General features: G+C 54.0%; 25 protein-coding genes. 3 read left to right on the top strand and 22 right to left on the bottom strand.

Going from position 1 to position 23,632, the window contains the following annotated elements; all coding sequences use genetic code 11:
• Nucleotides 1-73: 73 nt before the first annotated feature.
• Nucleotides 74-652, top strand: coding sequence for a hypothetical protein (locus PFRI_RS07655; RefSeq protein WP_111445492.1), 579 nt, complete (start codon nt 74-76; stop codon nt 650-652).
• Between the two features lie 209 nt (nt 653-861).
• Nucleotides 862-2,325: a DEAD/DEAH box helicase gene (locus tag PFRI_RS07650; RefSeq protein WP_072630115.1), complete on the top strand. Its 1,464-nt coding sequence runs from the start codon at nt 862-864 to the stop codon at nt 2,323-2,325.
• 59 nt (nt 2,326-2,384) lie between these two features.
• Here PFRI_RS07650 and PFRI_RS07645 read toward each other — a convergent pair whose 3' ends face one another.
• Nucleotides 2,385-2,813: a hypothetical protein gene (locus PFRI_RS07645; protein WP_072630114.1), complete on the bottom strand. Its 429-nt coding sequence runs from the start codon at nt 2,811-2,813 to the stop codon at nt 2,385-2,387.
• A 227-nt stretch (nt 2,814-3,040) separates the two neighbouring features.
• Between PFRI_RS07645 and PFRI_RS07640 the strand changes: the two genes are divergently transcribed.
• Nucleotides 3,041-3,508: a MarR family winged helix-turn-helix transcriptional regulator gene (locus tag PFRI_RS07640; protein ID WP_072630113.1), complete on the top strand. Its 468-nt coding sequence runs from the start codon at nt 3,041-3,043 to the stop codon at nt 3,506-3,508.
• Between the two features lie 3 nt (nt 3,509-3,511).
• Here PFRI_RS07640 and PFRI_RS07635 read toward each other — a convergent pair whose 3' ends face one another.
• The 21 genes from PFRI_RS07635 to PFRI_RS07535 form a co-directional block, all read right to left on the bottom strand.
• Nucleotides 3,512-5,179, bottom strand: coding sequence for a ribonuclease J (locus PFRI_RS07635; protein ID WP_072630112.1), 1,668 nt, complete (start codon nt 5,177-5,179; stop codon nt 3,512-3,514).
• A gap of 6 nt (nt 5,180-5,185) precedes the next feature.
• The gene (locus PFRI_RS07630) at nt 5,186-5,959 is read right to left on the bottom strand and encodes a type III pantothenate kinase (RefSeq protein ID WP_072630111.1); all 774 of its coding nucleotides are present in this window, start codon (nt 5,957-5,959) and stop codon (nt 5,186-5,188) included.
• Between the two features lie 15 nt (nt 5,960-5,974).
• Entirely contained in the window at nt 5,975-6,733 is a 759-nt protein-coding gene (locus tag PFRI_RS07625; protein ID WP_072630110.1) for a biotin--[acetyl-CoA-carboxylase] ligase, read from the bottom strand.
• A complete protein-coding gene (gene nuoN, locus PFRI_RS07620) occupies nt 6,723-8,165 on the bottom strand; it encodes an NADH-quinone oxidoreductase subunit NuoN (protein WP_072630109.1) in 1,443 nt (480 codons plus the stop codon). The genes PFRI_RS07625 and nuoN overlap by 11 nt, the downstream gene beginning before the upstream one ends.
• 14 nt (nt 8,166-8,179) lie before the next feature.
• A complete protein-coding gene (locus PFRI_RS07615) occupies nt 8,180-9,724 on the bottom strand; it encodes an NADH-quinone oxidoreductase subunit M (RefSeq protein ID WP_072630108.1) in 1,545 nt (514 codons plus the stop codon).
• Nucleotides 9,724-11,826 (bottom strand): NADH-quinone oxidoreductase subunit L, encoded by a 2,103-nt coding sequence (gene nuoL / locus PFRI_RS07610; RefSeq protein ID WP_072630107.1) that lies wholly within the window; start codon nt 11,824-11,826, stop codon nt 9,724-9,726. The genes PFRI_RS07615 and nuoL overlap by 1 nt, the downstream gene beginning before the upstream one ends.
• Nucleotides 11,827-11,830: 4 nt before the next feature.
• The gene (gene nuoK, locus PFRI_RS07605; RefSeq protein WP_072630106.1) at nt 11,831-12,136 is read right to left on the bottom strand and encodes an NADH-quinone oxidoreductase subunit NuoK; all 306 of its coding nucleotides are present in this window, start codon (nt 12,134-12,136) and stop codon (nt 11,831-11,833) included.
• Nucleotides 12,137-12,220: 84 nt separating this feature from the next.
• On the bottom strand, nt 12,221-12,829 hold the full coding sequence (locus PFRI_RS07600; protein WP_072630105.1) for an NADH-quinone oxidoreductase subunit J: 609 nt from the start codon (nt 12,827-12,829) through the stop codon (nt 12,221-12,223).
• Nucleotides 12,826-13,233 carry a carboxymuconolactone decarboxylase family protein gene (locus PFRI_RS07595; RefSeq protein WP_072630104.1) on the bottom strand — a complete coding sequence of 136 codons (408 nt, stop codon included), beginning with the start codon at nt 13,231-13,233 and terminating at the stop codon, nt 12,826-12,828. The genes PFRI_RS07600 and PFRI_RS07595 overlap by 4 nt, the downstream gene beginning before the upstream one ends.
• Nucleotides 13,230-13,724 (bottom strand): NADH-quinone oxidoreductase subunit NuoI, encoded by a 495-nt coding sequence (nuoI, locus tag PFRI_RS07590; protein WP_072630103.1) that lies wholly within the window; start codon nt 13,722-13,724, stop codon nt 13,230-13,232. Before nuoI ends, PFRI_RS07595 begins: the two co-directional genes overlap by 4 nt.
• A 3-nt stretch (nt 13,725-13,727) precedes the next feature.
• Complete coding sequence (gene nuoH / locus PFRI_RS07585; protein ID WP_072630102.1) at nt 13,728-14,768, bottom strand: NADH-quinone oxidoreductase subunit NuoH; 1,041 nt, start codon at nt 14,766-14,768, stop codon at nt 13,728-13,730.
• 7 nt (nt 14,769-14,775) lie between these two features.
• Nucleotides 14,776-15,180 carry a YNQ4 family lipoprotein gene (locus tag PFRI_RS07580; RefSeq protein WP_072630101.1) on the bottom strand — a complete coding sequence of 135 codons (405 nt, stop codon included), beginning with the start codon at nt 15,178-15,180 and terminating at the stop codon, nt 14,776-14,778.
• The gene (gene nuoG / locus PFRI_RS07575) at nt 15,177-17,171 is read right to left on the bottom strand and encodes an NADH-quinone oxidoreductase subunit NuoG (RefSeq protein WP_072630100.1); all 1,995 of its coding nucleotides are present in this window, start codon (nt 17,169-17,171) and stop codon (nt 15,177-15,179) included. The genes PFRI_RS07580 and nuoG overlap by 4 nt, the downstream gene beginning before the upstream one ends.
• Before the next feature lie 3 nt (nt 17,172-17,174).
• Complete coding sequence (locus tag PFRI_RS07570) at nt 17,175-17,597, bottom strand: DUF5333 domain-containing protein (protein ID WP_072630099.1); 423 nt, start codon at nt 17,595-17,597, stop codon at nt 17,175-17,177.
• A 119-nt stretch (nt 17,598-17,716) separates the two neighbouring features.
• Nucleotides 17,717-18,046, bottom strand: a complete 330-nt coding sequence (locus PFRI_RS07565) for a hypothetical protein (RefSeq protein WP_084649640.1) — start codon at nt 18,044-18,046, stop codon at nt 17,717-17,719.
• A complete protein-coding gene (gene nuoF, locus PFRI_RS07560) occupies nt 18,043-19,344 on the bottom strand; it encodes an NADH-quinone oxidoreductase subunit NuoF (protein WP_072630098.1) in 1,302 nt (433 codons plus the stop codon). Before nuoF ends, PFRI_RS07565 begins: the two co-directional genes overlap by 4 nt.
• Nucleotides 19,345-19,351: 7 nt before the next feature.
• Nucleotides 19,352-19,579 carry a DUF5337 domain-containing protein gene (locus tag PFRI_RS07555; protein ID WP_072630097.1) on the bottom strand — a complete coding sequence of 76 codons (228 nt, stop codon included), beginning with the start codon at nt 19,577-19,579 and terminating at the stop codon, nt 19,352-19,354.
• Between the two features lie 12 nt (nt 19,580-19,591).
• Nucleotides 19,592-20,320, bottom strand: a complete 729-nt coding sequence (locus PFRI_RS21345; protein ID WP_072630096.1) for a helix-hairpin-helix domain-containing protein — start codon at nt 20,318-20,320, stop codon at nt 19,592-19,594.
• A 27-nt stretch (nt 20,321-20,347) separates the two neighbouring features.
• Nucleotides 20,348-21,523, bottom strand: coding sequence for an NADH-quinone oxidoreductase subunit E (locus PFRI_RS07545; RefSeq protein WP_072630095.1), 1,176 nt, complete (start codon nt 21,521-21,523; stop codon nt 20,348-20,350).
• Between the two features lie 86 nt (nt 21,524-21,609).
• Nucleotides 21,610-22,833: an NADH-quinone oxidoreductase subunit D gene (locus tag PFRI_RS07540; RefSeq protein WP_175549239.1), complete on the bottom strand. Its 1,224-nt coding sequence runs from the start codon at nt 22,831-22,833 to the stop codon at nt 21,610-21,612.
• 172 nt (nt 22,834-23,005) lie between these two features.
• Complete coding sequence (locus PFRI_RS07535; RefSeq protein ID WP_072630093.1) at nt 23,006-23,614, bottom strand: NADH-quinone oxidoreductase subunit C; 609 nt, start codon at nt 23,612-23,614, stop codon at nt 23,006-23,008.
• Nucleotides 23,615-23,632 lie beyond the last annotated feature (18 nt).

Below are 23,632 nucleotides of genomic sequence, written 5' to 3'. Positions count from 1 at the left end.
TCAGACAATTTCCGCGTCATAACCCATGAAAAAATTCGGGTTTTGGGGTAGCAGCGGTATAAACACAGATTGTTTGTGCGCTCGCATTCGCCCTATCGAGGCTTTGACATCGAAAAACGCTGACACGGAACCGCGCCCGTTCAAATCATTCAAACTGCCAATGCCAGAGCGTCGACGCATAACTGAAAGCCTATACCCGACGTATGGCGCGCATTTGAATGGCGGTTTTCTAAGTCATGTTGCTGGCAAAATGATTTATCGCACTGGGATAGACGGTTTTTCAGTCAAAATTCACAATGCTTTTCTGAAAGACAGTCAAAACCCCGGCCAACAAGAACTAGAGCAGACGCGCTTGTGCCATTTGCACGGAGCGACGTGGATTGATTGGATAAAGAGCTACACGTACCGCAAGGAAAAGGGCGCTTACCGCGCCGAATTAAAAGCCCCTTTTGATCAAGGAACTGGTGGCCTGAGCATGCATGAACTTCTTAGCCAAATAGAAGCCAGAGACGGCGAAAAAGGGCTGCGCGCATTCTACGACGAAGTGTGCACAGCGCGTCCGGAACTGCTCGCGGGCCTAGCAGCGCACGACTTACTCCACTGGCATAGGCTCGATCTAAACGCAGCTATTGCGGAACAGTTTCCAGAATAGCTCGCATTGTCGCGCAGTGAGAAACAATATGCGATATTCTTGCCAAGGTTTTGGTGTTTAACGCTTAAAGGCGCAGCGTGATTTGACCAAACCGTGCTTTTTCGCTATCTCCTGCGCCAAGACCCATGGAGTGCAAAGACACTCAATCAATCGGATTTGGTCTATTTAAGTTGTACGGGCCAGATTGTGTCTGTAAGCCACGGATATACATGACAAAGTTTTCTGATCTGAACTTGGACCCAAAGGTCCTCAAAGCCATCGAAGATGCTGGCTACGAATCCCCTACCCCTATTCAAGCTGGTGCGATTCCACCTGCACTCCTCGGCCAGGACGTGCTGGGCATCGCTCAAACCGGAACAGGGAAAACGGCGAGCTTTACGCTGCCAATGATCACACTTCTCGGCAAAGGTCGTGCGCGCGCGCGCATGCCGCGCTCGCTGGTCTTGTGCCCAACGCGTGAATTGGCCGCGCAGGTTGCTGAAAATTTCGACACATACACGAAATATCACACCAAGCTTACCAAAGCGTTGTTAATCGGCGGCGTGTCCTTCAAAGAGCAGGACCGCTTGATCGATAAAGGCGTCGACGTTCTGATCGCAACGCCTGGTCGTTTGCTCGATCACGTTGAGCGAGGCAAATTGCTCCTGACTGGCGTGCAGGTTATGGTAGTCGACGAAGCGGACCGCATGCTCGACATGGGTTTCATCCCCGACATTGAACGCATTTTCAGCCTCACGCCGTTTACGCGTCAAACGCTGTTCTTCTCTGCCACGATGGCCCCTGAGATCGAGCGGATCACCAACACGTTCCTGTCCAACCCTGCCCGCATCGAGGTTGCCCGTCAGGCGACCTCTTCCGAGAATATCGAACAAGTTGTGATGATGTTCAAAGCCTCGCGCAAGGATCGCGAAGGCACGGAAAAGCGTAAAGCTTTGCGTATGTTGATCGACAACGAAGGTGAGAAATGCACGAACGCGATCATCTTCTGCAATCGTAAGATGGATGTGGATACGGTCGCTAAGTCTCTGAAAAAATACGGTTATGATGCTGCGCCTATTCACGGTGATCTGGATCAGAGCCAGCGCACCAAAACTTTGGATGCTTTCCGCGATGGATCGTTGCGATTCTTGATTGCCTCTGACGTCGCCGCGCGTGGACTTGATGTCCCTGCGGTGAGCCATGTGTTCAACTATGATGTGCCGAGCCACGCCGAAGACTACGTGCACAGGATTGGCCGCACAGGTCGTGCTGGCCGTGATGGCAAAGCGATGATGATTTGCGTGCCGCGCGATGAAAAGAACTTTGATGCCATCGAAAAGCTGATCCAAAAGACAGTGACGCGCATTGATAACCCTCTGGCGGGTAAAGAAGATCCCGCAAAGGATGTTCAAGCGGTCGAAGCCAAGCCGGATCACGAAGAAAAGCCAAAGCGCACGCGTTCACGCAGCCGTAAATCTGCGCCCAAAGAAGACGTCGTCGTCGTCGTCGAAGCACCAGCTGAAGCGGTTGAGATGAAAAAAGAGCCGGCAGCGCCTGAAGTGCAAAAACCTGCACCGAAGGAAAATCGTGGACGTGGTGGACGAGGTCGCGGCAATGACAATAAAGTTGTCGGCTTGGGCGATCATCTTCCCGGCTTTATCGCGATGAGTTTTGAAGAACGTAGCGAAAATTAAGACGCTCAATAGATTAGATAAAAGCCCCGCGAAAGTTTACCTCTCGCGGGGCTTTTTTGTTAATCAGCCGTCGGGCGACGCATCATCCCAAGACCCTTTGAGATCACTCCCATGATCAAAGCCGCCAGTGCAAGCGCCATAGCGATGGTCAAAGAGATGAATTTCAGCGCAGCGAAGCCGGAGTAGATGTAGGCTAGGATCTGCGGGATGCCGTTCTCAAACTGCATCAAGCCGAAAGACGTCAGGTTTTCCAAAGCGTCAAAGCTGCCGCCTAGGAATGCGAAGAAGGCAGCGCCGATCCCCATCATATACGTCGCTTTGCGCGGCACGCCCATGCGGGCGATCAACGTGCCAAGGCAAATGCCAAACAGGATCACCGAGGCGATAAAAGCGAAGTCGAACAGTTGTGTTTGGATATATGTGCCAAAGGTCCCCGCCGCCCGCATCGTTTCATAGTAGCCGAACGTCGTTGCGCCATCGAAGGCCAACTGCCCTGTTGCGAAGTCTACAGGATGTCCCGAGGCCGCATAAAGGCGGTCGAGATAGATGCGTGTCCCTTGGAATGCGGCAAAGCCTATAACCGTTGCTGTTGCGTGGATCCAGAGGGGGCGTTTAAGGCTTTATCTTTTAGTGTGCAGAACATCGGTCTTACCTTTCTTAACTGCATTCCGTGGAATATTAATTATATTCCAAGGAATAAATCGCAAGAGCAAAAATGAAAACAGATATGAAACCACCTGAACACGTTGAAAAATATGTGAAATTGGGAACAGCCTTGAGCATCAACACGCAACTTTTCAGCACGCGCATGGGGCAAATGCTGGATCGATTCGGGCTGACAGAGGCGCAATTCTCGGTTCTCAATCACCTCGCGCAGCGAATGCCAGAGGGGCAAAGCGTGACTGCCATCGCTGCGGCTGTAGAAGTGAAACAGCCTGCCGTGTCCAAAATGGTCACCAAGTTCGAAGGGATGGGATGGGCGCGTTTTGAATCGATCAAAGGGGATGCGCGCGCAAAGCAGGTTCTTCTGACCGAAGCCGGGATCGCGCATTTGATGACAGTGCAGCGCGCGTTACTGCCCGACTATGTGCAAATGCTAGAGGGGTGGAGCGATGAGGACATAGCATCCCTCACCGCTCAGCTTTTTCGTCTTGTTGGTTGGCTCGATCAGAACCGGCTCTAGACCTTAGGAAAGACGGCTCACAACAATCGTGACTTCCGGTTTTTTGCCAATCTCAGCGTTGCAGCTCTGACGCACGCAACGTTTGATCGCTTCTTCGAGCTTCTTGTCGTCGCGCATCGTCTTACCGTTTGAACGCCCGATAAGTTGGCTCAGATCTTCCTCAACCACATCCACGAGTGGCGCGCGTGATTTGCCTTGATCGGCGAGACCCATGAGTTCACACCATGGATCGCCCAGCAATTCGTCGTTCTCGTCCAAAATCAGCGTCACAGTGATATGCCCGTTCAGCGCCATGCGCATACGATCCCGCACAACACCGTCAAGCGCACCAACCTGCACAGAGCCGTCCAGATATGTACGGCCCGTTTCGATATAATCCGCGACCTTTGGCTTGTTGCCAGAGAGATCAATCATCATACCGTTCACAGCAACGATCCCTGAAAGCCCTTTGGCCTCTGCGATCTTCACGTGTGTGCGCAGGTGACGATGTTCACCATGCATAGGGATCAGCATTTGAGGCTGCGTAATTTCGTGCATCTTCTCCAGATCGGGACGGTTCGCGTGACCTGACACGTGATACAGGCCAGAACTGTCATCAATCACATCCACACCCTTTTCTGAGAGTTGGTTGATGATGTAGATCACGCCACGCTCATTGCCCGGGATGGTTTTAGAGGAAAACAGGAATGTATCGCCCTCTTTCAGCGTCAAACCTTGGTACTTACCCCGCGCGAGTTGCGCCGAGGCGGCACGTCGTTCCCCTTGGGAGCCTGTCACCAAAAGCATCACGTTCTCACGCGGCAGCGTCGCGGCATCCTCAGAGCTGATACACGTCGGGAAGTCTTTCAGCACGCCCGTTTCAATAGACGCCTCGACCATACGGCGCATCGCACGACCAAGTAGCACAACAGAGCGCCCGGCCCGCACACCGGCTTCTGCCAGCGTCTTTACGCGTGCCACGTTGGAGGCGAATGTTGTTGCGACAACCATGCCCGGTTGATCAGAGATCAGCTTTTCGATCTCAGGACCGACCGTGATTTCAGAGCGGCCTTCATTCAAAGAAAAGACGTTCGTGGAATCGCACACCAGTGCTTTGACGCCATCCTTGGACACCTCACGCCAGAGTTTTTCGTCGAACGGTTCGCCCACCAATGGCGTTTCGTCGATTTTGAAGTCACCTGTGTGCAAGACACGCCCGTCAGGGCTGTCGATCACAAGACCAGAGCTTTCGGGGATCGAGTGTGAAATCGGTAGGAAGCCAACTGAGAATGGTCCTGCTTTCACAACTTCGGGCCAAGGCGACACAGTCGTTACGGCCTTCGCCTCAACCCCGTATTCATCCAACTTGCGGCGCGCAATATTCGCCGTAAAGGCACGCGTATAGATCGGAACGCGAAGCTGCTCGTAGAAGTGACCAATCGCACCAACGTGGTCCTCATGGGCATGTGTGATAAAGATCGCCTCTAGATCATTGCGGCGTTCTTTCAGCCAAGTGATGTCGGGTAGGATCAAATCCACCCCGGGCGTGCCGTCCATATCCGGGAAGGTCACGCCAATATCCACAAGGATCAGCTTTTCTTTGCCCGGTTTTCCGTAGCCATAGACATAAGCATTCATGCCTATTTCGCCTGCCCCGCCAAGGGGAAGGTAGATCAAACGCTCTGCGCTCATTTCGGTTTATCCGTTCTTCTTATTATGCTCGTGGATCACGATCAGACCATGCATTGTGAGGTCATCTTCGATCACATCGAACAGGTTTTGTGCGGTTGCAAACAGCGGGGCAAGTCCGCCTGTGCCAACCACTTTCATCGGCTTGCCATATTCATTCTTAATGCGGTTCGTAATGCCTTCGATCAGGCCCGTATAGCCCCAGAAAACGCCTGACTGGATGCAGGCAACCGTATTTGTCCCAATTACGTGCTCGGGTTGGGAAATGTCCACATGCGGCAATGCCGCAGCCCCGTTGTGCAGCGCCTCAAGTGACAGATTAACCCCCGGAGAGATGACCCCGCCCACATAAGCGCCGTCTTCTGCGACCACATCAAAATTGGTCGCTGTGCCAAAATCAACAACAACAATATTACCGCCATGACGATCAAAGGCAGCCGCAGCATTCGCGAGACGATCCGGCCCGACTTGTGTGCCGCCATCCACGCGCGGAGCGATAGGAAGCTTGCATTCAGGTTTGCCAACAACCAGAGGGCGGCAGCCAAAGAAACGATCCGCAAAGACGCGCAGGTTAAACACAACGCGCGGCACAGTTGATGAAATGATCACATCCTTGATATCGAGGTCAATTTTGTAATGATTGACCAAAGTACTGAACCAAGTGAAATAGGCATCCGCGGTACGGCCATGATGAGTTGACGTGCGCAATGTGCACAGCCACTTTTCACCATCCCAAATCGAGAAAACCGTATTCGTGTTGCCGCAATCAATCGCCAGAAGCATCGGCTTTCTCCGAAATTAGAAAAATACATCCGCCGCAGCAATTACCACGCGGCCTTGGGTGGTTTTTAGAACAAGGTTGCCCTGCTCGTCTACTGTCTCGAACGTGCCCACGGTTTCTGACGCCATTGTGCGCGCAGTGATCACCTCGCCAATTTTAGCCGCGCGCGCGAGCCAGTTTTCGCGGATCGGTGAAAAGCCGTAGGTAGTGAATTGAAGCTCCAACCGCGCATATGCGCTGGCAAGGAGATCAAGGAATTCTTCAGGATTAATCGCGACACCCGTTTCGGAGAGCAATGAAACGGGACGCATTGCTTGCACTTCAACCTCAGCAGGTGCGGGCGCATCAGCGAGGTTAACGCCGATACCAATAGCAAGATGCCCAACTGAGCCGCCTGCCCCGATGCTCTCGAGCAAAATACCCGCGACTTTGCCACCATTCAGCAGCACATCATTGGGCCATTTCAGCGCGAGGCAGTGCGCCTGCACACCACATGCAATGAACGCATCATACAGCGCGAGGGATGCCACGAATGAGCGCAACGCAACAATGTCGGGTGTCTCTGTCGGGTGTAGCACAAGCGTGCCTGCAAAATTGCCTTTGGGAAAGCGCCACGCGCGCCCGCGGCGTCCACGAGACGCTGTTTGGTTCAGGGCCAAAATCCACTCCGGCCCTGCGAGTGACTTTGCAATACGTGCAGCTTCTGCGTTGGTGCTATCAACTTCAGCCAAGACCCTGCGGCCATAGCCCAGCGGGAAGCCCGTATTAGTTAACAAGCGTTGCTGCCGCTGCGGCCGCTGCGCCTTCAATCCCAAAGAGATTGACCAAGCCCAACACCATGATCGCCGCAGAAGCCATCAAGAAGCCCCACAGCACAGGCGAGTGGCTCTTGTCGAGCGTCTCATCCGGCACTTCGCCGAAATACATGTAAAAGACGATGCGCAAGTAATAGTAGGCACCAATCACCGAAGCGATCACGCCTGCGATTGCCAACCATGCAAGGCCCGCATCATAGGCGGCGCGCAGCACATAGAACTTACCAAAGAAGCCAACCATCGGCGGCACGCCTGCCATGGAGAACAGCAAGATCAACATCGCGAGGGCTTTGCCCGGCTCACGCTTGGCATATTGGTTGAGCGATCCGATATCAGTGACCGCTTGACCGTCTTTCTGCATCGAAAGGATAAAGGCGAATGTACCGATGTTCATGGTCACGTAAATCGCCATGTATACGAGCATCGCTTGCACGCCCAAAACCGTGCCCGCCGCGAGGCCCATCAACGCGTAGCCCATGTGCGCAATAGAGGAAAACGCCATCAGACGTTTGATATTTGTCTGACCAATCGCCGCGAAGGCACCAAGGAACATAGAAACGACGGACAAAAGCGCAATAATCTGGCTCCAATCGCTGACAGCGCTACCGAAGGCATCGTGCAAAACACGCGCGAACAATGCCATTGCAGCGATTTTAGGTGCGGTTGCGAAGAACGCAGTGACCGGTGTCGGCGAACCCTCATAGACATCTGGCGTCCACATGTGGAACGGAACCGCAGACACTTTGAACGCAAGACCCGCGATGATAAAGACGAGACCAAAGAGTAGACCGATGGATGTATGTCCCTCCGTCGCGGTTTGGATAATGCCCGAGAACAGCGTGGTGCCTGCGAAACCGTAGGTTAGGGATGCACCGTAAAGCAAAAGGCCAGAGCTCAGCGCGCCGAGCACGAAGTACTTCAAACCCGCCTCAGTGGAACGCGCACTGTCACGACGCAATGACGCGACCACATAGAGCGCAAGTGATTGCAGCTCAAGGCCCATATAGAGCGTCATCAGATCTCCCGCAGAGACCATAACCATCATGCCAACAACGCTGAGCGCGACCAACACGGGGTACTCAAAACGCAGCAAGCCTTTGCGCTGCATGTATTCTTGGCTCATCACCAGTACAGCCGCAGAGGACAAAAGGATCGCCACTTTGGCAAAACGCGAGAACGCATCATCGACGAACATGCCGCCGAACGCAGGGTTCGTGCCCTGCCCGTTCACCCCAATCCAAAGCGCCAGCGCCAGGAAGACACCCGCCGTTGCCCAAACCAGCATCGGACCCATCTTGTCCTTGCTCGTGTAGACCGCGCCCAACAATGCACCAATCGCAAAAAGCGACAGGATGATTTCCGGCATAATGATGTTCAGGTCAGCCTGTATCATGTTCAGCGTCTTTCTTAGTGCGAGGCGACAGCGGCGGTTGCGTTTGGTGCGCTCGCCAGTGCCGTTTCATAGTTGGAAACCAGCGCTTCTACCGAAGGGCCGATGATATCGAGGACCAGCGCCGGATAAACGCCAAGGAGCAGCGTCATCACCACAAGCGGCGCAAAAATCGCACGCTCGCGCGTTGTCATATCAGTTATCGTGCGCAGGCTTTCCTTGATCAGATCCCCCATCACGACGCGGCGGTAAAGCCATAGCGCATAAGCGGCTGACAGGATCACGCCTGCTGTGGCAACCGCAGCGACCCATGTGTTCACTTGGAACACGCCGACCAGCGTCAGAAATTCACCAACGAAACCAGATGTCCCGGGCAGACCCACATTCGCCATCGTGAAGAACATGAAGATCAGCGCATAGGCTGGCATACGGTTCACAAGACCACCATAAGCGTCGATTTCGCGTGTGTGCATACGATCATAAATCACACCGACGCAGAGGAAGAGCGCGCCAGAGATAAAGCCGTGGCTGATCATTTGGAAGATTGCACCGTCAATACCCTGCTGGTTCGCCGCAAAGATACCCATCGTCACATAACCCATATGCGCGACCGATGAATAAGCGATCAGCTTTTTCATATCTTCCTGCACTAGTGCAACGAGAGAAGTGTAAACAATCGCAATCGCAGACATCCACAGGATTAGCGGTGTCAAAACATCCGCACCGACTGGAAACATCGGCAAGGAGAAGCGCAAGAAACCGTAGCCGCCCATTTTCAAAAGGATCGCCGCCAGAACAACAGAACCTGCTGTCGGAGCCTGAACGTGCGCGTCCGGCAACCATGTATGCACAGGCCACATCGGCATTTTAACTGCGAAACTGGCAAAGAAGGCTAAGAACATCAGCGTTTGCAAACCACCAACAACGTGGATGCCCAAAAGTGAGAAGCTCTCGGAACCAAAGGTGTGCGTCATCAACGTTGGAATGTCAGTTGTGCCCGCGTTCACGAACATTGCGACCATCGCCACCAGCATCAGGACTGACCCGAGGAAGGTATAAAGGAAGAACTTGAAGCTCGCGTAAATACGGTTCGCGCCGCCCCAGATACCGATAATTAGGAACATCGGGATCAAGCCCGCCTCGAAGAAGACGTAGAACAGCACCAAATCCAGCGCCATGAACACGCCGAGCATCAGCGTTTCCAAGAGCAAGAACGCGATCATGTATTCTTTGACACGCGTTTCAACATTCCAGCTCGCCGCAATGACCAAGGGCATCATAAAGGTGGTGAGCATCACGAAGAGCACGGAAATTCCGTCCACGCCCATCTTGTACTGCATGCCCATTATCCATGACGCCTCTTCCACCATCTGGAAACCGGTGTTGGAGCTGTCGAATTGGAACAGAATAAACAGCGAGACAATGAATGTCGCACTTGTTGCGATCATCGCGAGCCACTTGGCATTACGCGCCGCCGCTTCGTCACTGCCACGCAAGAAAAGCGCAAGGATCAAGGCTGCGAGCGCAGGGATGAAAGTGACAATGGAAAGAAGGTTATCCATTATTGCGCTCCTCCGGAGAACGTCATCCACGTGACCAGAACCAGAATTCCGATGACCATGGCGAAGGCGTAAGTAAAGATATAGCCGGACTGCGCGCGACCTGCGAGGCGGGTAAAGAAGGGCACGATGCCCATAGCTACACCGTTAAGCGTACCATCGATAACATCACCGTCGCCGCGCTTCCAAAAGAAGCGGCCGATCATCGACGCGGGCTTTACAAAGATCGCATCGTAGAGCTCGTCAAAGTACCACTTGTTCAGCAAGAAGTTATAGAGCGGACGGTTATGCTCCATAGTGCGCTTGGGCATTTTCGGATCCCAAATATAGAAACACATCGCCATCAAGAAACCGATCACCATCGCAATAAACGGGCTCAGCTTCACCCAAGTCGGCACATAGTGCGCGTCATGAATGACATGGTTGTCTTTGCCCGTATAGATCGCGCCCTCACCCGGCTTGCCGGTGAACGCATAAGACGTCTTTTTCTTCTTGTCGTCTTTAGGGGCCGCGTGATCATCTTTCGCTTCGCCGTGGTCATCTTTGGCCTCGCCATGCTCGGAAGCTTCGGCGTAGGGCACACCAAAGAAGCTCGCGATCTCATTGGTTTTGCCAAAGAAACTGCTGTACCAAATCGCACCCGCAAAGATCGAACCGACTGCAAGTACTCCAAGGGGCACCAACATAACCATCGGGCTTTCATGCGCATGCTCATGGGTATGCTTGTCGCCACGTGGTTTTCCGAAGAAGGTCAAGAACATCAAACGCCAGCTATAGAACGACGTGAACAGCGCCGCGATCACCAGCATCCAGAAGGCATAGCCCATCGGATCAGCCGCGAACGCACTCTCGATCACCGCGTCTTTCGACGCGAAACCAGCGAAACCAATCCACCCCGTCAGCGGAATACCAACACCTGTGATCGCTAACGTACCAATCAGCATCGCCGCAAATGTATATGGGATTTTCTTACGCAAACCGCCGTAATTACGCATGTCCTGCTCGTGGTGCATCGCGTGGATCACGGAACCCGCCCCCAAGAAAAGCATCGCTTTGAAGAACGCGTGTGTGAAGAGGTGGAACATCGCAACGGAATAGGCACCAACACCAGCGGCAACGAACATGTAACCGAGCTGGGACATTGTTGAGTACGCAATCACGCGCTTGATGTCGTTTTGCACAAGGCCGATGGTTGCGGCGACGAATGCTGTCGTTGCTCCAAGGATTGTGATGAAGGCCGTCGCCTCCGGCGCATATTCCATCAATGGCGACATGCGGCAAACGAGGAAGACACCCGCGGTCACCATGGTTGCGGCGTGGATCAAGGCAGACACAGGTGTCGGGCCTTCCATCGCGTCTGGCAACCAAGTGTGCAGGAACAATTGCGCCGATTTACCCATCGCACCGATGAACAACAAAACAGCGATCAAGTTGGCTGCATTCCAATCTGCCCAAAGGAAGTGGACAGTCGTTTCCGCAAGCGCAGGTGCGGCTGCAAAGATGTCATCGAATTTGACACTATCGGTTAGATAATAAAGCCCGAAGATACCAAGCGCGAAGCCAAAATCGCCGACACGGTTAACGACGAAAGCTTTGATCGCTGCCGCATTCGCCGTTGGTTTGCGGTAGTAAAAACCGATCAACAGATATGAGGCGACGCCCACACCTTCCCAGCCAAAGAACATTTGCACAAGGTTGTCGGATGTCACCAGCATCAACATCGCAAAGGTAAAGAACGACAGATACGCAAAAAAGCGCGGCTTATAGCTTTCGCCCTCTTTCCACTGCGGATCGTCTGCCATGTAACCAAAGGAATATAGATGCACGAGCGCAGACACTGTGGTGATCACGATCAACATGATCGCAGTCAAACGGTCCATACGGATCGCCCAGTCTGTGCTCAACGAACCGCTTTCGATCCAACGCAAGAGCTGAATTTTCTCCGTTACACCATCATGGGTCAGAAACACAATCCAGCTGAACGCACATGCGACAAACAGCAGTCCCGTGGTGATCCACATTGCTGCGCGCTCACCTGTGAGACGCCAGCCAAATCCACCGATCAGAGCCCCGACAAGAGGCGCGAAAAGAATGAGCGTTTCCATCTGATCAGCCTTTCATCACGTTGACGTCTTCGACCGCAATCGTTCCGCGTGTACGGAAGAAGCAGACGAGGATCGCAAGGCCAATCGCGGCCTCTGCGGCGGCAACTGTCAGAACGAAGAGCGTAAACACTTGCCCGACCAAATCCCCAAGGAAACTGGAGAAGGCAACAAGGTTAATGTTGACCGCCAACAGCATCAGCTCGATCGACATGAGCAGGATAATGACGTTCTTGCGGTTCACAAAAAGGCCAAATATACCAATGACAAACAGCGTCGCTGCCACTGTCAGGTAATGTTCTAGTCCGATCATGTCGTCCCTCAGTTCTTTATTCTTGGCGGTGGCGACCGCCCGTGTTTGCCCGTTCGGGCTTAATAATTCTTCAAGCGAGTAGCGTTAAAGCCCCTGCCCCGGTTTCACGTCTTTGAGTTCCATCGCTTTGGCTGGATCACGGTGCATCTGCGCCATCACATCCTGACGCTTAACATCCGTGCGGTGGCGTAATGTCAGAACAATCGCGCCTATCATCGCAACCAACAGGATCAAGCCAGACAACTGGAAAATCAGGAAGTATTTGTCATAGAGCAACAAGCCCAAAGCTTCGGTGTTGTGCGCATCCGTTGGCGTCACCGCGTCGCGCAGGCCAGCTGCTTTGTCGCTGGCTTCCCAGACTCCGAAGGCCATGGTGAATTGCATCAGCAGCACGAGACCAATGAGCAAAGCGAGCGGCATGTATTTCGCCATTTCCGCCTTTAGTTCGGCAAAGTCGATGTCGAGCATCATGACCACAAACAAGAACAAAACCGCGACTGCGCCGACGTAAACGATGATCAACAACATCGCCACGAACTCCGCGCCAAGCAGCACGAACAGGCCCGCAGAGGACAAGAACGCAAGGATCAACCACAAGACCGAGTGCACAGGGTTACGGCTAATCACCGTAAACAAGCCGCCCGTGATCGTGCAGATCGCAAAGAGGTAAAAGGTAAATACGGCGACGCTCATGTCTCATCATCCTTGGTCTCTGATAGAACCTCATTCGCGAATTCCATCGCGCGGGTCATCGCTGGCAAACCTGCGAACATCGACATTTGCGCGATGGTCTCGGTCACTTCATCTTTTTTCGCACCCGCCGCAAGGGCATGGCGCACGGTCATTCTTAACTGCGTTTCATTCTGCGCGCCCTGCATGGTCAAACCAGCCAGCGTCAGCAAAAGGCGCGTTTTCGCATCCAACCCCTCTTTGGACGCGCCTTTGCCGAACGACATTTCCATCATGTCCTTCGTCATTGTCGGCCAAAGTTTTTCCATCGCCTGCGTTGACGCGCCAGCCAGCGCAGGATTGAAAGCTTTCGCCATCTCCTGAGCTTGGGCCATCATCATGGCAAAGGGGTTGTTCGCATCAGTCATCGGTAGGGCGCATCAATCTCAAGGTTGCGCGCAATCTGCGCTTCCCAACGATCGCCGTTCTCGAGCAATTTGTCCTTGTCGTAGAACAGCTCTTCACGGGTCTCAGTCGCAAATTCAAAGTTCGGACCTTCGACAATCGCGTCCACTGGGCAGGCTTCTTGGCAGAAACCACAATAGATGCATTTGGTCATGTCGATGTCATAACGTGTGGTGCGGCGCGAGCCGTCATCGCGCGGTTCCGCGTCAATGGTGATCGCTTGCGCAGGGCAAACCGCTTCGCACAACTTACATGCGATGCAACGCTCTTCGCCATTCGGGTAACGACGCAAAGCGTGCTCACCTCGAAAACGCGGGCTAAGTGGGCCCTTCTCATGCGGGTAGTTCAGCGTCACTTTGGGCGCGAACATATATTTCAAACCAAGACCGAAGCCTTTCACGAAGTCCGCAAGCAGGAAGTACTTGGCCGCGCGGCCATAATCGAAATCAGCCATCGTTTAGCCTCCCACAGTCCAGCGCGCGTAAACGCCCCAGAACCATCCAAATTTTGCAGCAAATGCCACGAACACGACCCAAGCCAAGCTCATCGGAAGGAAGATTTTCCAACCAATGCGCATCAACTGGTCGTAGCGGTAGCGCGGTGTGATCGCCTTCACCATGGAGAAGAAGAAGAACACCAAAAGCATTTTGCCCACCATCCAGAAGATGCCATCCGGCAAGCCTGGGATTGGGGAGAGCCATCCACCAAAGAACATCAGCGAAATCAGTGCGCACATCAGAACGACGGCAACAAGTTCCCCGATCATGAACAGCAGGAACGGCGTCGAGGAATATTCAACCTGATAGCCCGCCACCAATTCCGATTCCGCTTCGGGAAGGTCGAATGGGGGACGGTTGGTTTCCGCCAAGGCCGAGATAAAGAAGAGAACCAACATCGGGAAATGCGGTAGCCAATACCAGCTGAGCAATCCGTAATCGCTATCTTGTGCAGCAACGATTGCGCCAAAGTTCATCGAACCGGATGACAGGATAATACCGATAATAATCAAACCGATAGAGACCTCGTAAGAGATCATCTGCGCAGCAGAGCGAAGCGAGCCAAGGAACGGATATTTGGAGTTGGACGCCCAACCACCCATGATCACGCCGTATACTTCGAGCGAGGACACCGCGAATACATAAAGGATCGCGACGTTGATCTCGGACAAAACCCAGTTCTCATTGAACGGGATAACCGCCCAAGCGATCAAGCTCATCACCAATGTTACCATCGGCGCCATCAAGAAGACCGCTTTGTCCGCGCCCGCAGGGAAGACGACTTCCTTCACGATGTATTTCAAGAAGTCCGCGAAGCTTTGCAGCAATCCAAAAACGCCAACGACGTTAGGTCCGCGGCGCATCATGACAGCAGCCCAGATTTTGCGGTCGGCGTACATCAAGAATGCAAGCGCGAGCAGCAAAGGAATCACGAGCAAGAAGATTTGCCCAACGATTGTCAGGCCCATGCCCAATGTTGTGGTGGTGAAAAAGTCGTACATTAGGTCCTCACACCGTCGGTATCTTGTTCTCGTCGCAGGCCGAAACCGTGACTTCTGCATCTATCGTCTTCAGCCCACGCGGGAGCGCTGGCGAGATGGTGTAAACAGCATCCCCGACCCATGTGCCACCCTCTTCGGCCGTGTTTGTGCGTAAATGACGCGCAAAACCATAACCTCTGATTAACGCGTACTGCGCAGCGGCACATTCTGCATAGGCATCCACGTCAGAATTGTCGCGTGCGCCCTTCATTTTAACTTGAAAGCTGACCAAGTCACCATCGAGAAGCCATGTTTGCACGCCTTCATATAGCGGCTTGAACGGCGCGGGTTTATCGCCCGTTTGCTGCTCGCATCCGGATACCGCACCAGCAAGCGCCAGCGCAAATGGGGATATGATCGCTACGTTTCTCACTCGGCGGCGATCTTATCTGCTTGGCGGCGCGCTTTCGCACCTGCGCTTAGCTCTGCCATCAACTCGCTTGCGCGCGCGATAGGGTTGCTCAAGTAGAAATCGCTGACCGCATTGCGGAAGTCCGCTTTGCCCATCGCTTTTGCGGGAAGCGGTTGCCACGCGTTCTGTGGAACCTCATCAATCTCTGCGAGATGGGGAACCTCTGAAACAAGCGCTGTACGCAATGCTGCAAGACTGTCGTATGGCAATTTCGCATCGAGTTCAGCAGAAAGCGCGCGCAAGATTGCCCAGTTCTCTTTCGCTTCACCGGGCGCAAAACCAGCGCGCATCGCGAGCTGTGGACGGCCCTCAGTGTTGACGAACAACCCCTGCTCTTCTGTATACGCAGCACCCGGCAGAATGATGTCCGCGCGATGTGCTCCGCGATCACCGTGGCTACCTTGGTAGATCACAAATGCGCCCGCATCGATGTCGACTTCGTCAGAACCAAGGTTGTAAATCACCTCAGCATCCTTAGTTGCCGCTTCAACGCCGCCTTCAGTTGTGCATCCCGCGTCCATCGCACCAACACGACCCGCAGCTGTATGAAGCACCAGCATTTTGCCGCCTGCTTTCTCTGCAAGCGCCATGGCAGTCGCCAGAACTGCCTCGCCGTCCGCTTCTTGCAATGCGCCCTGCCCAACGATCACCAGATCAAAGCCACTGGCATCGGCAAGCGCTGCGCGGTCCGTGCCCAGATGCGTGTGCTCAAAAGTCAGATCCACCGCCTGACCGATCAAGGAAACATTGGTTCCCTGTGTCCAGGCCTTGCGAATACGTGCGTTCAGCACAGGTGCTTCGGTCTTGGGATCACTGCCAACGATCAGAATGTTCTGTGCTGCCTCGATATCCTCGATGGTTGCGTTGCCAACGTAGCCAGAGCGATTGCCAGCAGGCAGTTTCGCTTTGTCGGTGCGGCACTCAACGTTGCCGCCCATGCCCTCGACAATCTGCTTCAGTGCAAAAGCGGCTTCAACAGGCACCAAATCACCAATCAGACCCGCAACTTTCTTGCCTTTCATCGCCGTGGCAGCAGCGCCAAGCGCCTCACCCCAGTTGGATGCACGCAATTTGCCGTTCTCGCGAATATACGGACGATCAAGGCGCTGACGGCGCAAGCCGTCCCAGACAAAGCGTGTCTTGTCAGAAATCCATTCCTCGTTCACGCCATCATGGTTGCGCGGCAACATACGCATCACTTCACGACCTTTGGTATCCACGCGGATCGAACTACCCAAAGCGTCCATGACGTCGATGGATTCAGTCTTGGTCAGCTCCCAAGGACGCGCAGTAAACGCGTAGGGCTTGGAGACCAAAGCGCCAACGGGGCAAAGGTCAATGATGTTGCCTTGCAAGTTGCTGTCCAAAGTTTCGCCCAAATAAGACGTGATCTCTGCGTCTTCGCCGCGACCCGTTTGGCCCATCTGAGTGATGCCAGCGACCTCTGATGTGAAACGCACACAGCGCGTGCACGAAATACACCGCGTCATATGGGTTTCAACAAGTGGACCTAGATCCAGATCATCTGTCGCGCGCTTTGGTTCGCGGAAACGCGAGAAATCGACGCCATAAGCCATGGCTTGGTCTTGCAAATCACACTCGCCGCCCTGATCGCAGATCGGGCAATCGAGTGGGTGGTTGATCAGCAAAAACTCCATCACCCCTTCACGTGCTTTTTTAACCATAGGCGAGTTGGTCTTTACCACAGGCGGCTGACCTTCTGGGCCGGGACGCAAATCGCGCACCTGCATCGCGCACGACGCGGCTGGTTTGGGCGGGCCGCCTACGACCTCCACAAGACACATGCGGCAATTGCCGGCAATTGTCAGACGCTCGTGATAGCAGAAACGAGGAATTTCGGTCCCCGCCTCTTCACAGGCCTGAATGAGGGTCATGGCCCCGTCTACTTCGACTTCGTTACCGTCGATGATGATCTTGCGTAGGTCGGACATGGATTACCTTGCTCTTAGAAGGACGCCAATTTGGCTGCGTTTTGCGATTTCGGCGCGGCCCAATCGGCACATGGACGCGGCGTCGGATGTGGATGCACCATTCTGCGCGAGATAGGCCTGACCGCGTTTGCGCATCTTGGCCTTCTCAGCATTGCTTTTGGTGTAGGCGTTAATCTCGTCGTTGGAATAGCCTTTGGCCCGCGCTTCGCGCTTGAGACCATTCAGGAATCCAAGCGCTGTAAACGTGCGTGCGCTGATGCTGTCGCAACGATTGCGAATTTCATCCGCAATGCCGACAGCCAGCAGGCCATTGTTGATCTTGGTTTCATCCTGAAGCCCGGCTGCAAAGGCAGGCGTGGACAACAAAAGGGCCGCGGCAACAAAAGACGCTATGATGAGGCGGGTAAAAGACTGGTTGACTAGCATGGATGTATCTCCTGTCATGCAAACTGCTCTAGCGGCTTGAACATGTGTCAAACCTTGACCCTGAGATGGGGCTTGAGCGGTTTGATATGCAATAACATCCCTATTTTCTTTGGTTTTCCTCATTCCGAGCACCGCCCTTGGACAGTCAGCACATCTTCGACAATGTTCAATGCAGTTGCTTCTGCATCTGGGCTTGCGGCCCACTCAATATCGGAGCGTCCGTATTTGCGCACGCAATAGCTTGTGCCCTCAAAGCGAGCCGCTTCGCGCGCGCCCTCTAAGCTTTGACTAACAGGAGCCGCAGTCGCTACGAAATTGCGCTTGTCATCTTTGTCTGCGCTCAAACGGCCTTTGAACGGCAACCCGTCAAACAACACTTGCCTTGTTGGGTCCGAACAACCAGCCAGCGCGCCAAGAGCGACAGAACATATGAGCGCAAAACGGATCACTTCGCCGCCACCGCACGGGTGGTTTTGCCAGAGACTTGCGCCTTGATGCGATCTTCGATCTCATCGCGGAAATTGTTGATCAGACCTTGGATTGGCCAAGCCGCCGCGTCGCCGAGTGCGCAAATCGTGTGGCCCTCAACCTGCTTGGTGACGTCCCATAGCATATCTATCTCGGATGGATCAGCGTTACCCTGAACCAGACGCTCCATAACGCGCATCATCCAGCCTGTGCCCTCGCGGCACGGCGTGCACTGACCACAAGATTCGTGTTTGTAGAACTTCGCCAGACGCCAGATCGCTTTGATGATGTCGGTATCTTTGTCCATGACAATCACCGCCGCAGTGCCAAGACCAGAGCCAAGATCGCCACGCAGGTAGTCAAAATCCATGATCGCGTCACGCATCTTTTCGCCGCGCACACAAGGAACGGAGGAACCACCGGGAATAACCGCTTTCAGATTGTCCCAGCCACCTTTGATGCCGCCGCAGTGTGTCTCAATAAGTTCTTCAAACGAGATGCTCATCGCCTCTTCAACAACGCAGGGGTTGTTCACGTGACCAGAGATCGCAAAAAGCTTGGTGCCCGCATTGTTTGCGCGACCAAAGCCAGCGAACCATTCAGGGCCGCGACGCAAGATCGTGGGGACAACAGCAATCGATTCAACATTGTTGACAGTTGTCGGGCAGCCATAAAGGCCCGCGCCCGCGGGGAACGGTGGCTTCATCCGTGGCATGCCCTTTTTGCCCTCAAGGCTTTCGAGCAATGCAGTCTCTTCGCCGCAAATATACGCCCCTGCTCCGTGGTGCAGGTAGATATCGAAATCCCAACCGGATTTAGCTGCGTTCTTGCCGACGAGACCTGCTTCATAAGCTTCGTCAATCGCGGCTTGCAGCGCTTCTTTCTCGCGGATGTATTCACCGCGAATGTAGATGTAGCAAGCGTTTGCGTTCATCGCGAAACTCGCGATCAGGCAGCCTTCCACCAGCGTATGCGGATCATGGCGCATGATTTCGCGGTCTTTACAGGTGCCCGGCTCGGATTCATCCGCGTTCACAACAAGATACGCCGGACGCCCATCGCTTTCTTTGGGCATGAAGGACCACTTCAAACCCGTCGGGAAACCCGCACCACCACGACCACGAAGGCCAGAGGCTTTCATCTGATCGATGATCCAATCACGACCCTTTTTGATGATCGCGGCTGTGCCGTCCCAATGTCCACGCGCCTGCGCACCCTTGAGGGTACGGTCGTGCATGCCGTAGAGATTGGTAAAAATGCGATCCTTATCGGCTAGCATCTTAGGGTCATCCTTTCGTGTCCTGACGCGCGCGCCAGATTTGATACGTCACAATCATCGACCAAACGAGTGCAGCGAGCACTGCAAAATCGATGAGTAGAGCGAACCTGCCTGGCATGCCAAGCTGTGGTCCGATCCATTGGGCCAAGATCCAAAAGACCATTGCTCCGGCGATAACGAGCGCGACCATGCGGCCCTTTTTCGCCAATGCGTCTTCCGAATTGTCTTGGCCCATTGGAGTTTTTCCTTAGTAAACCGAACCTTTGTCGACGCGTTTGGAGAATTCTGTCTCCGCACCCGACGCCAAAAGCTTGGCCTGTTCAATCCATTTGTCACGGGTTGCACGGCCTTTGAAGCCTTCGAGGTTCGCATTGACCCAAGCCATTTCGTCAGGCGTCCAAGCGGCGATCTGATCGAAGTGGAAGAAGCCCATTGTATTGCAGAGTTTCTCAAGCTTCGGTCCGATACCTTTGATCCGCTTTAGATCGTCAGCACCACCTTCGCGTGCAGCTGTAAGCGTGGCGGGCTTGGTGCCCTCATTCGCGCCTTCACGCACACCGTCGCCATCATAGTCTTCACCAGATGCTGCGTCTGCTACGGCTTTATCGGCTGCTGCTTTGGCTGCTGCAGCTTTGGCTGCTGCAGAAGCAGAAGAAGTACTCGTACTCGCAACCGCAGCCGATGCGCCTGCCGCTACAGAAGCTGTCGCGCCTGCGCTTGGTGCTGTTGAACCAGATGTTGCAGCTGCACTCGTCGAACCAGTCGCAGACCGATCGACGGCCGAAGGCAGTGGTGTACAAAATAGCCAGCCGAACAAAAGGCCAAGCAGGATAAACGCTATCGCACCGACAAAGGCAGCTGGCATAAAGGTATACCCACCAACCGTCAAAAGCATGACAAACGTCAGCAAGCCAGCGACAGCTGCCATTGCCCAGCAGCCCATTTGACAGGCTGAATTTTTCTTATGATCACTCATTATGACTCTCCCAGTTTTTTAGAGGCATCAGTAGACGCTCCCTTTTTTAACACGGGATGCAAATTCTGTGTCGCCCCCGCTTGCAAGCACTCCGGCTTGCTTCACCCAATTATCACGCGATACGCGACCTTTGAATCCTTCGAGGTTTTGATCGACCCATGCCACTTCTTCATCCGACCATTTTGCGACCTGATCGAAATGGAAGAAGCCCAGCGAATTTAGCAGTTTTTCCATTTTGGGGCCGACGCCCTTGATCATTTTGAGATCATCCGCGCCAGTTTCACGCGCGGCTTTCAGCGTGCTTGGCTTCTTGCCAGCGCTTGCGCTTGGCGCGTCTTCTGATTTTGCGGTCTTTGGAACGGGTTTGGCTTTGGATTTAGCCTTCGCTGCTTGCTGTGTATCACCAGTGGCATCAGCCGATGCTTTTGCCGCAGGCTTTGGCTCTGCGGTTTTCTTCGCGGCGGGCTTGGCTTTGCTTACAGGTTTGGATCCTGATTTGCCCTGCCATGGCGCCAGAAGTGGGACTTCTGTTCCATCGATCCGTTTGATCGTGTCGCCGATGTCACTGGCGAGTTGTACAGACGCGTTATATTTGGTCTTGCCACTGTCGTGATCTTTGAGACTGGTCAAACCAGTTAGCGGCTCACAGGAATAACGACCGTTCTGCGGACCCGGCGTAGGCACGTTACCAGCAGCCATGTCATCAAGCAGTTTGCTCAAGCCCTCAGTTGTGAGGTCCTCGTAATAATCTTTGCCAATCTGCGCCATTGGGGCGTTGGCACAGGCACCGAGGCATTCGACCTCTTCCCAAGAAAACTTGCCGTCCGCACTGAGCGCGTGCGGCTTGTCGGCGATCTTTTCTTTACACACCGCAACGAGGTCTTCGGCACCACAAATCATGCACGACAATGTGCCACAAATCTGGATGTGCGCGACCGAGCCTACGGGTTGCAGTTGGAACATGAAGTAGAACGACGCCACTTCGAGACCGCGAATGTAGGCAAGGTCGAGCATGTCAGACACATGTTCAATTGCAGGACGTGTGAGCCAGCCCTCTTGCTCTTGCGCGCGCCACAAAAGCGGGATGATCGCAGAGGCTTGGCGGCCCTCAGGGTATTTGGTGATCTGCGCGTCTGCCCACGCTTGATTGTCAGGCGTGAAGGCAAAGCTGTCGGGCTGTTCTTTGTGAAGACGGCGGAGCATTAGAACGGTCCTTTGTTCCCGTTGAAGGCTGGGGAGCCTCCGGCGGGGATATTTTTAAAGAGAGGAAGAGCAGCGTGTGTCATGGGCTACCGATCAATTTCGCCAAAGACGACGTCCATTGTGCCGATAATCGCGGCAACGTCGGCGAGCTGGTGGCCCACTGTGATGTGATCCATCGCTTGAAGGTGCAAAAAGCCCGGCGCGCGAATTTTAGAGCGGTAAGGTTTGTTTGATCCATCCGCCACAAGGTAGACCCCGAATTCACCCTTAGGGGCTTCAACGGCGCAGTAGACTTCACCCGCAGGCACGTGGAAGCCTTCGGTGTAGAGTTTGAAGTGGTGGATCAGTGCTTCCATCGAGGTTTTCATGTCACCGCGTTTGGGCGGCGTGAGTTTGCCGCGCGCCATAACGTCACCGGGTTCAGCGCGCAGTTTGGTGATGGCTTGCTGAATGATGGAGACGGATTGGTTCATCTCTTCCATGCGGCACAGGTAGCGATCATAGCAATCGCCGTTCTTGCCAACAGGAATTTGGAATTCGAACTCGTCGTAGCATTCATAAGGTTGCGCGCGGCGCAAATCCCACGCAAAGCCAGAACCACGCACCATAACGCCGGAGAAGCCATAGTTCAGAATGTCTTCTTCCGTGACCACACCAATATCAGCGTTACGCTGTTTGAAGATGCGGTTTTCGGTCAGAAGCCCATGCATGTCGTCCATGAACTTTGGAAACTCATAGCTCCATGTTTCGATATCATCGAGAAGCGCATCTGGCAGGTCCTGATGCACACCGCCTGGACGGAAGTATGCTGCGTGCAGACGGGCACCACAGGCGCGTTCGTAAAAGATCATCAACTGTTCGCGCTGCTCAAAGCCCCAAAGCGGCGGGGTAAGCGCGCCAACGTCGAGCGCTTGCGTGGTCACGTTGAGCAAGTGGTTCAGCACGCGGCCGATCTCGCAATACAGAACACGGATCAAAGATGCGCGGCGCGGAACTTCGACACCGCAGAGCTTTTCAATCGCGAGACACCAAGCGTGTTCTTGGTTCATCGGGGCCACATAATCGAGACGGTCGAAATATGGCAGGTTTTGCAGGTACGTGCGGCTTTCCATCAGCTTTTCTGTGCCACGGTGCAGCAGGCCAATGTGGGGATCGCAACGTTCAACGATCTCGCCGTCGAGCTCTAGGACAAGACGCAAAACCCCGTGCGCCGCAGGGTGCTGCGGGCCGAAGTTGATGTTGAAATTACGGATTTTCTGTTCGCCCGAGAGCGCATCTACAGAGTTATCGTCGAACTTGGAGCCGTCCATCATTTGCCTCCTCCCAACTCATCAACTTTCAGAGCCATCAACCACATGAAAAGTAGAGCGATTGGCGGAAAAGCCGCCAAAAACGAAAGTTGAGAAGGATATCCAAAGACAGGAAGCAATTTATAGAAAGGATATATCACAACCGAAGATGCGATAAGAGCTACGACAAAGATCATTTCGCCTCCTCCGTCTTTTCATCACCGGGCAGCACGTATTTCGCGCCTTCCCATGGGGACATGAAATCAAACTGGCGGTATTCTTGCACCAAGCTCACAGGCTCATACACAACGCGCTTTTCGACTTCGTCGTAGCGCACTTCTGTATAACCCGTCGTGGGGAAGTCCTTGCGCAGCGGATGGCCGCGAAAACCATAATCCGTCAGGATGCGGCGCAAGTCGGGGTGGCCCGAGAACAACAACCCGAACATGTCGTAGATTTCGCGTTCGAACCAGTTCGCGCTTGGGTGCACGTCAACGATGGACGGGACCATATCGTCTTCGCGCACATGCAGGCGCAAACGGATGCGGTGGTTCATATACATAGAGAGGAAGTGGTAAACAACATCGAACCGCTTGCCGCGCTCGGGGTAGTCCACTGCCGTAATATCCACCAAGCTGGAAAACTTGCAGCTTGAGTCAGTTTTCAGAAACTCAACCAAATCAACGATATTCGCGGGGGCAACGGTCACATTCAGCTCGCCCTGCTCGATCGCCCAACCAAGGACGCAGTCGGGGCGTTTGAGTTCGATGTGAGTGCCTAGTTCTTGCAGCGCTGCGCTCATGACAGTCTCCTCAAACGC

Source organism: Planktotalea frisia (assembly GCF_001890925.1).
Classification (GTDB): Bacteria; Pseudomonadota; Alphaproteobacteria; order Rhodobacterales; family Rhodobacteraceae; genus Planktotalea; species Planktotalea frisia.
The sequence above is the reverse complement of the archived record's forward strand: the minus strand, read 5'-3'. Positions and strand labels throughout refer to the sequence as shown.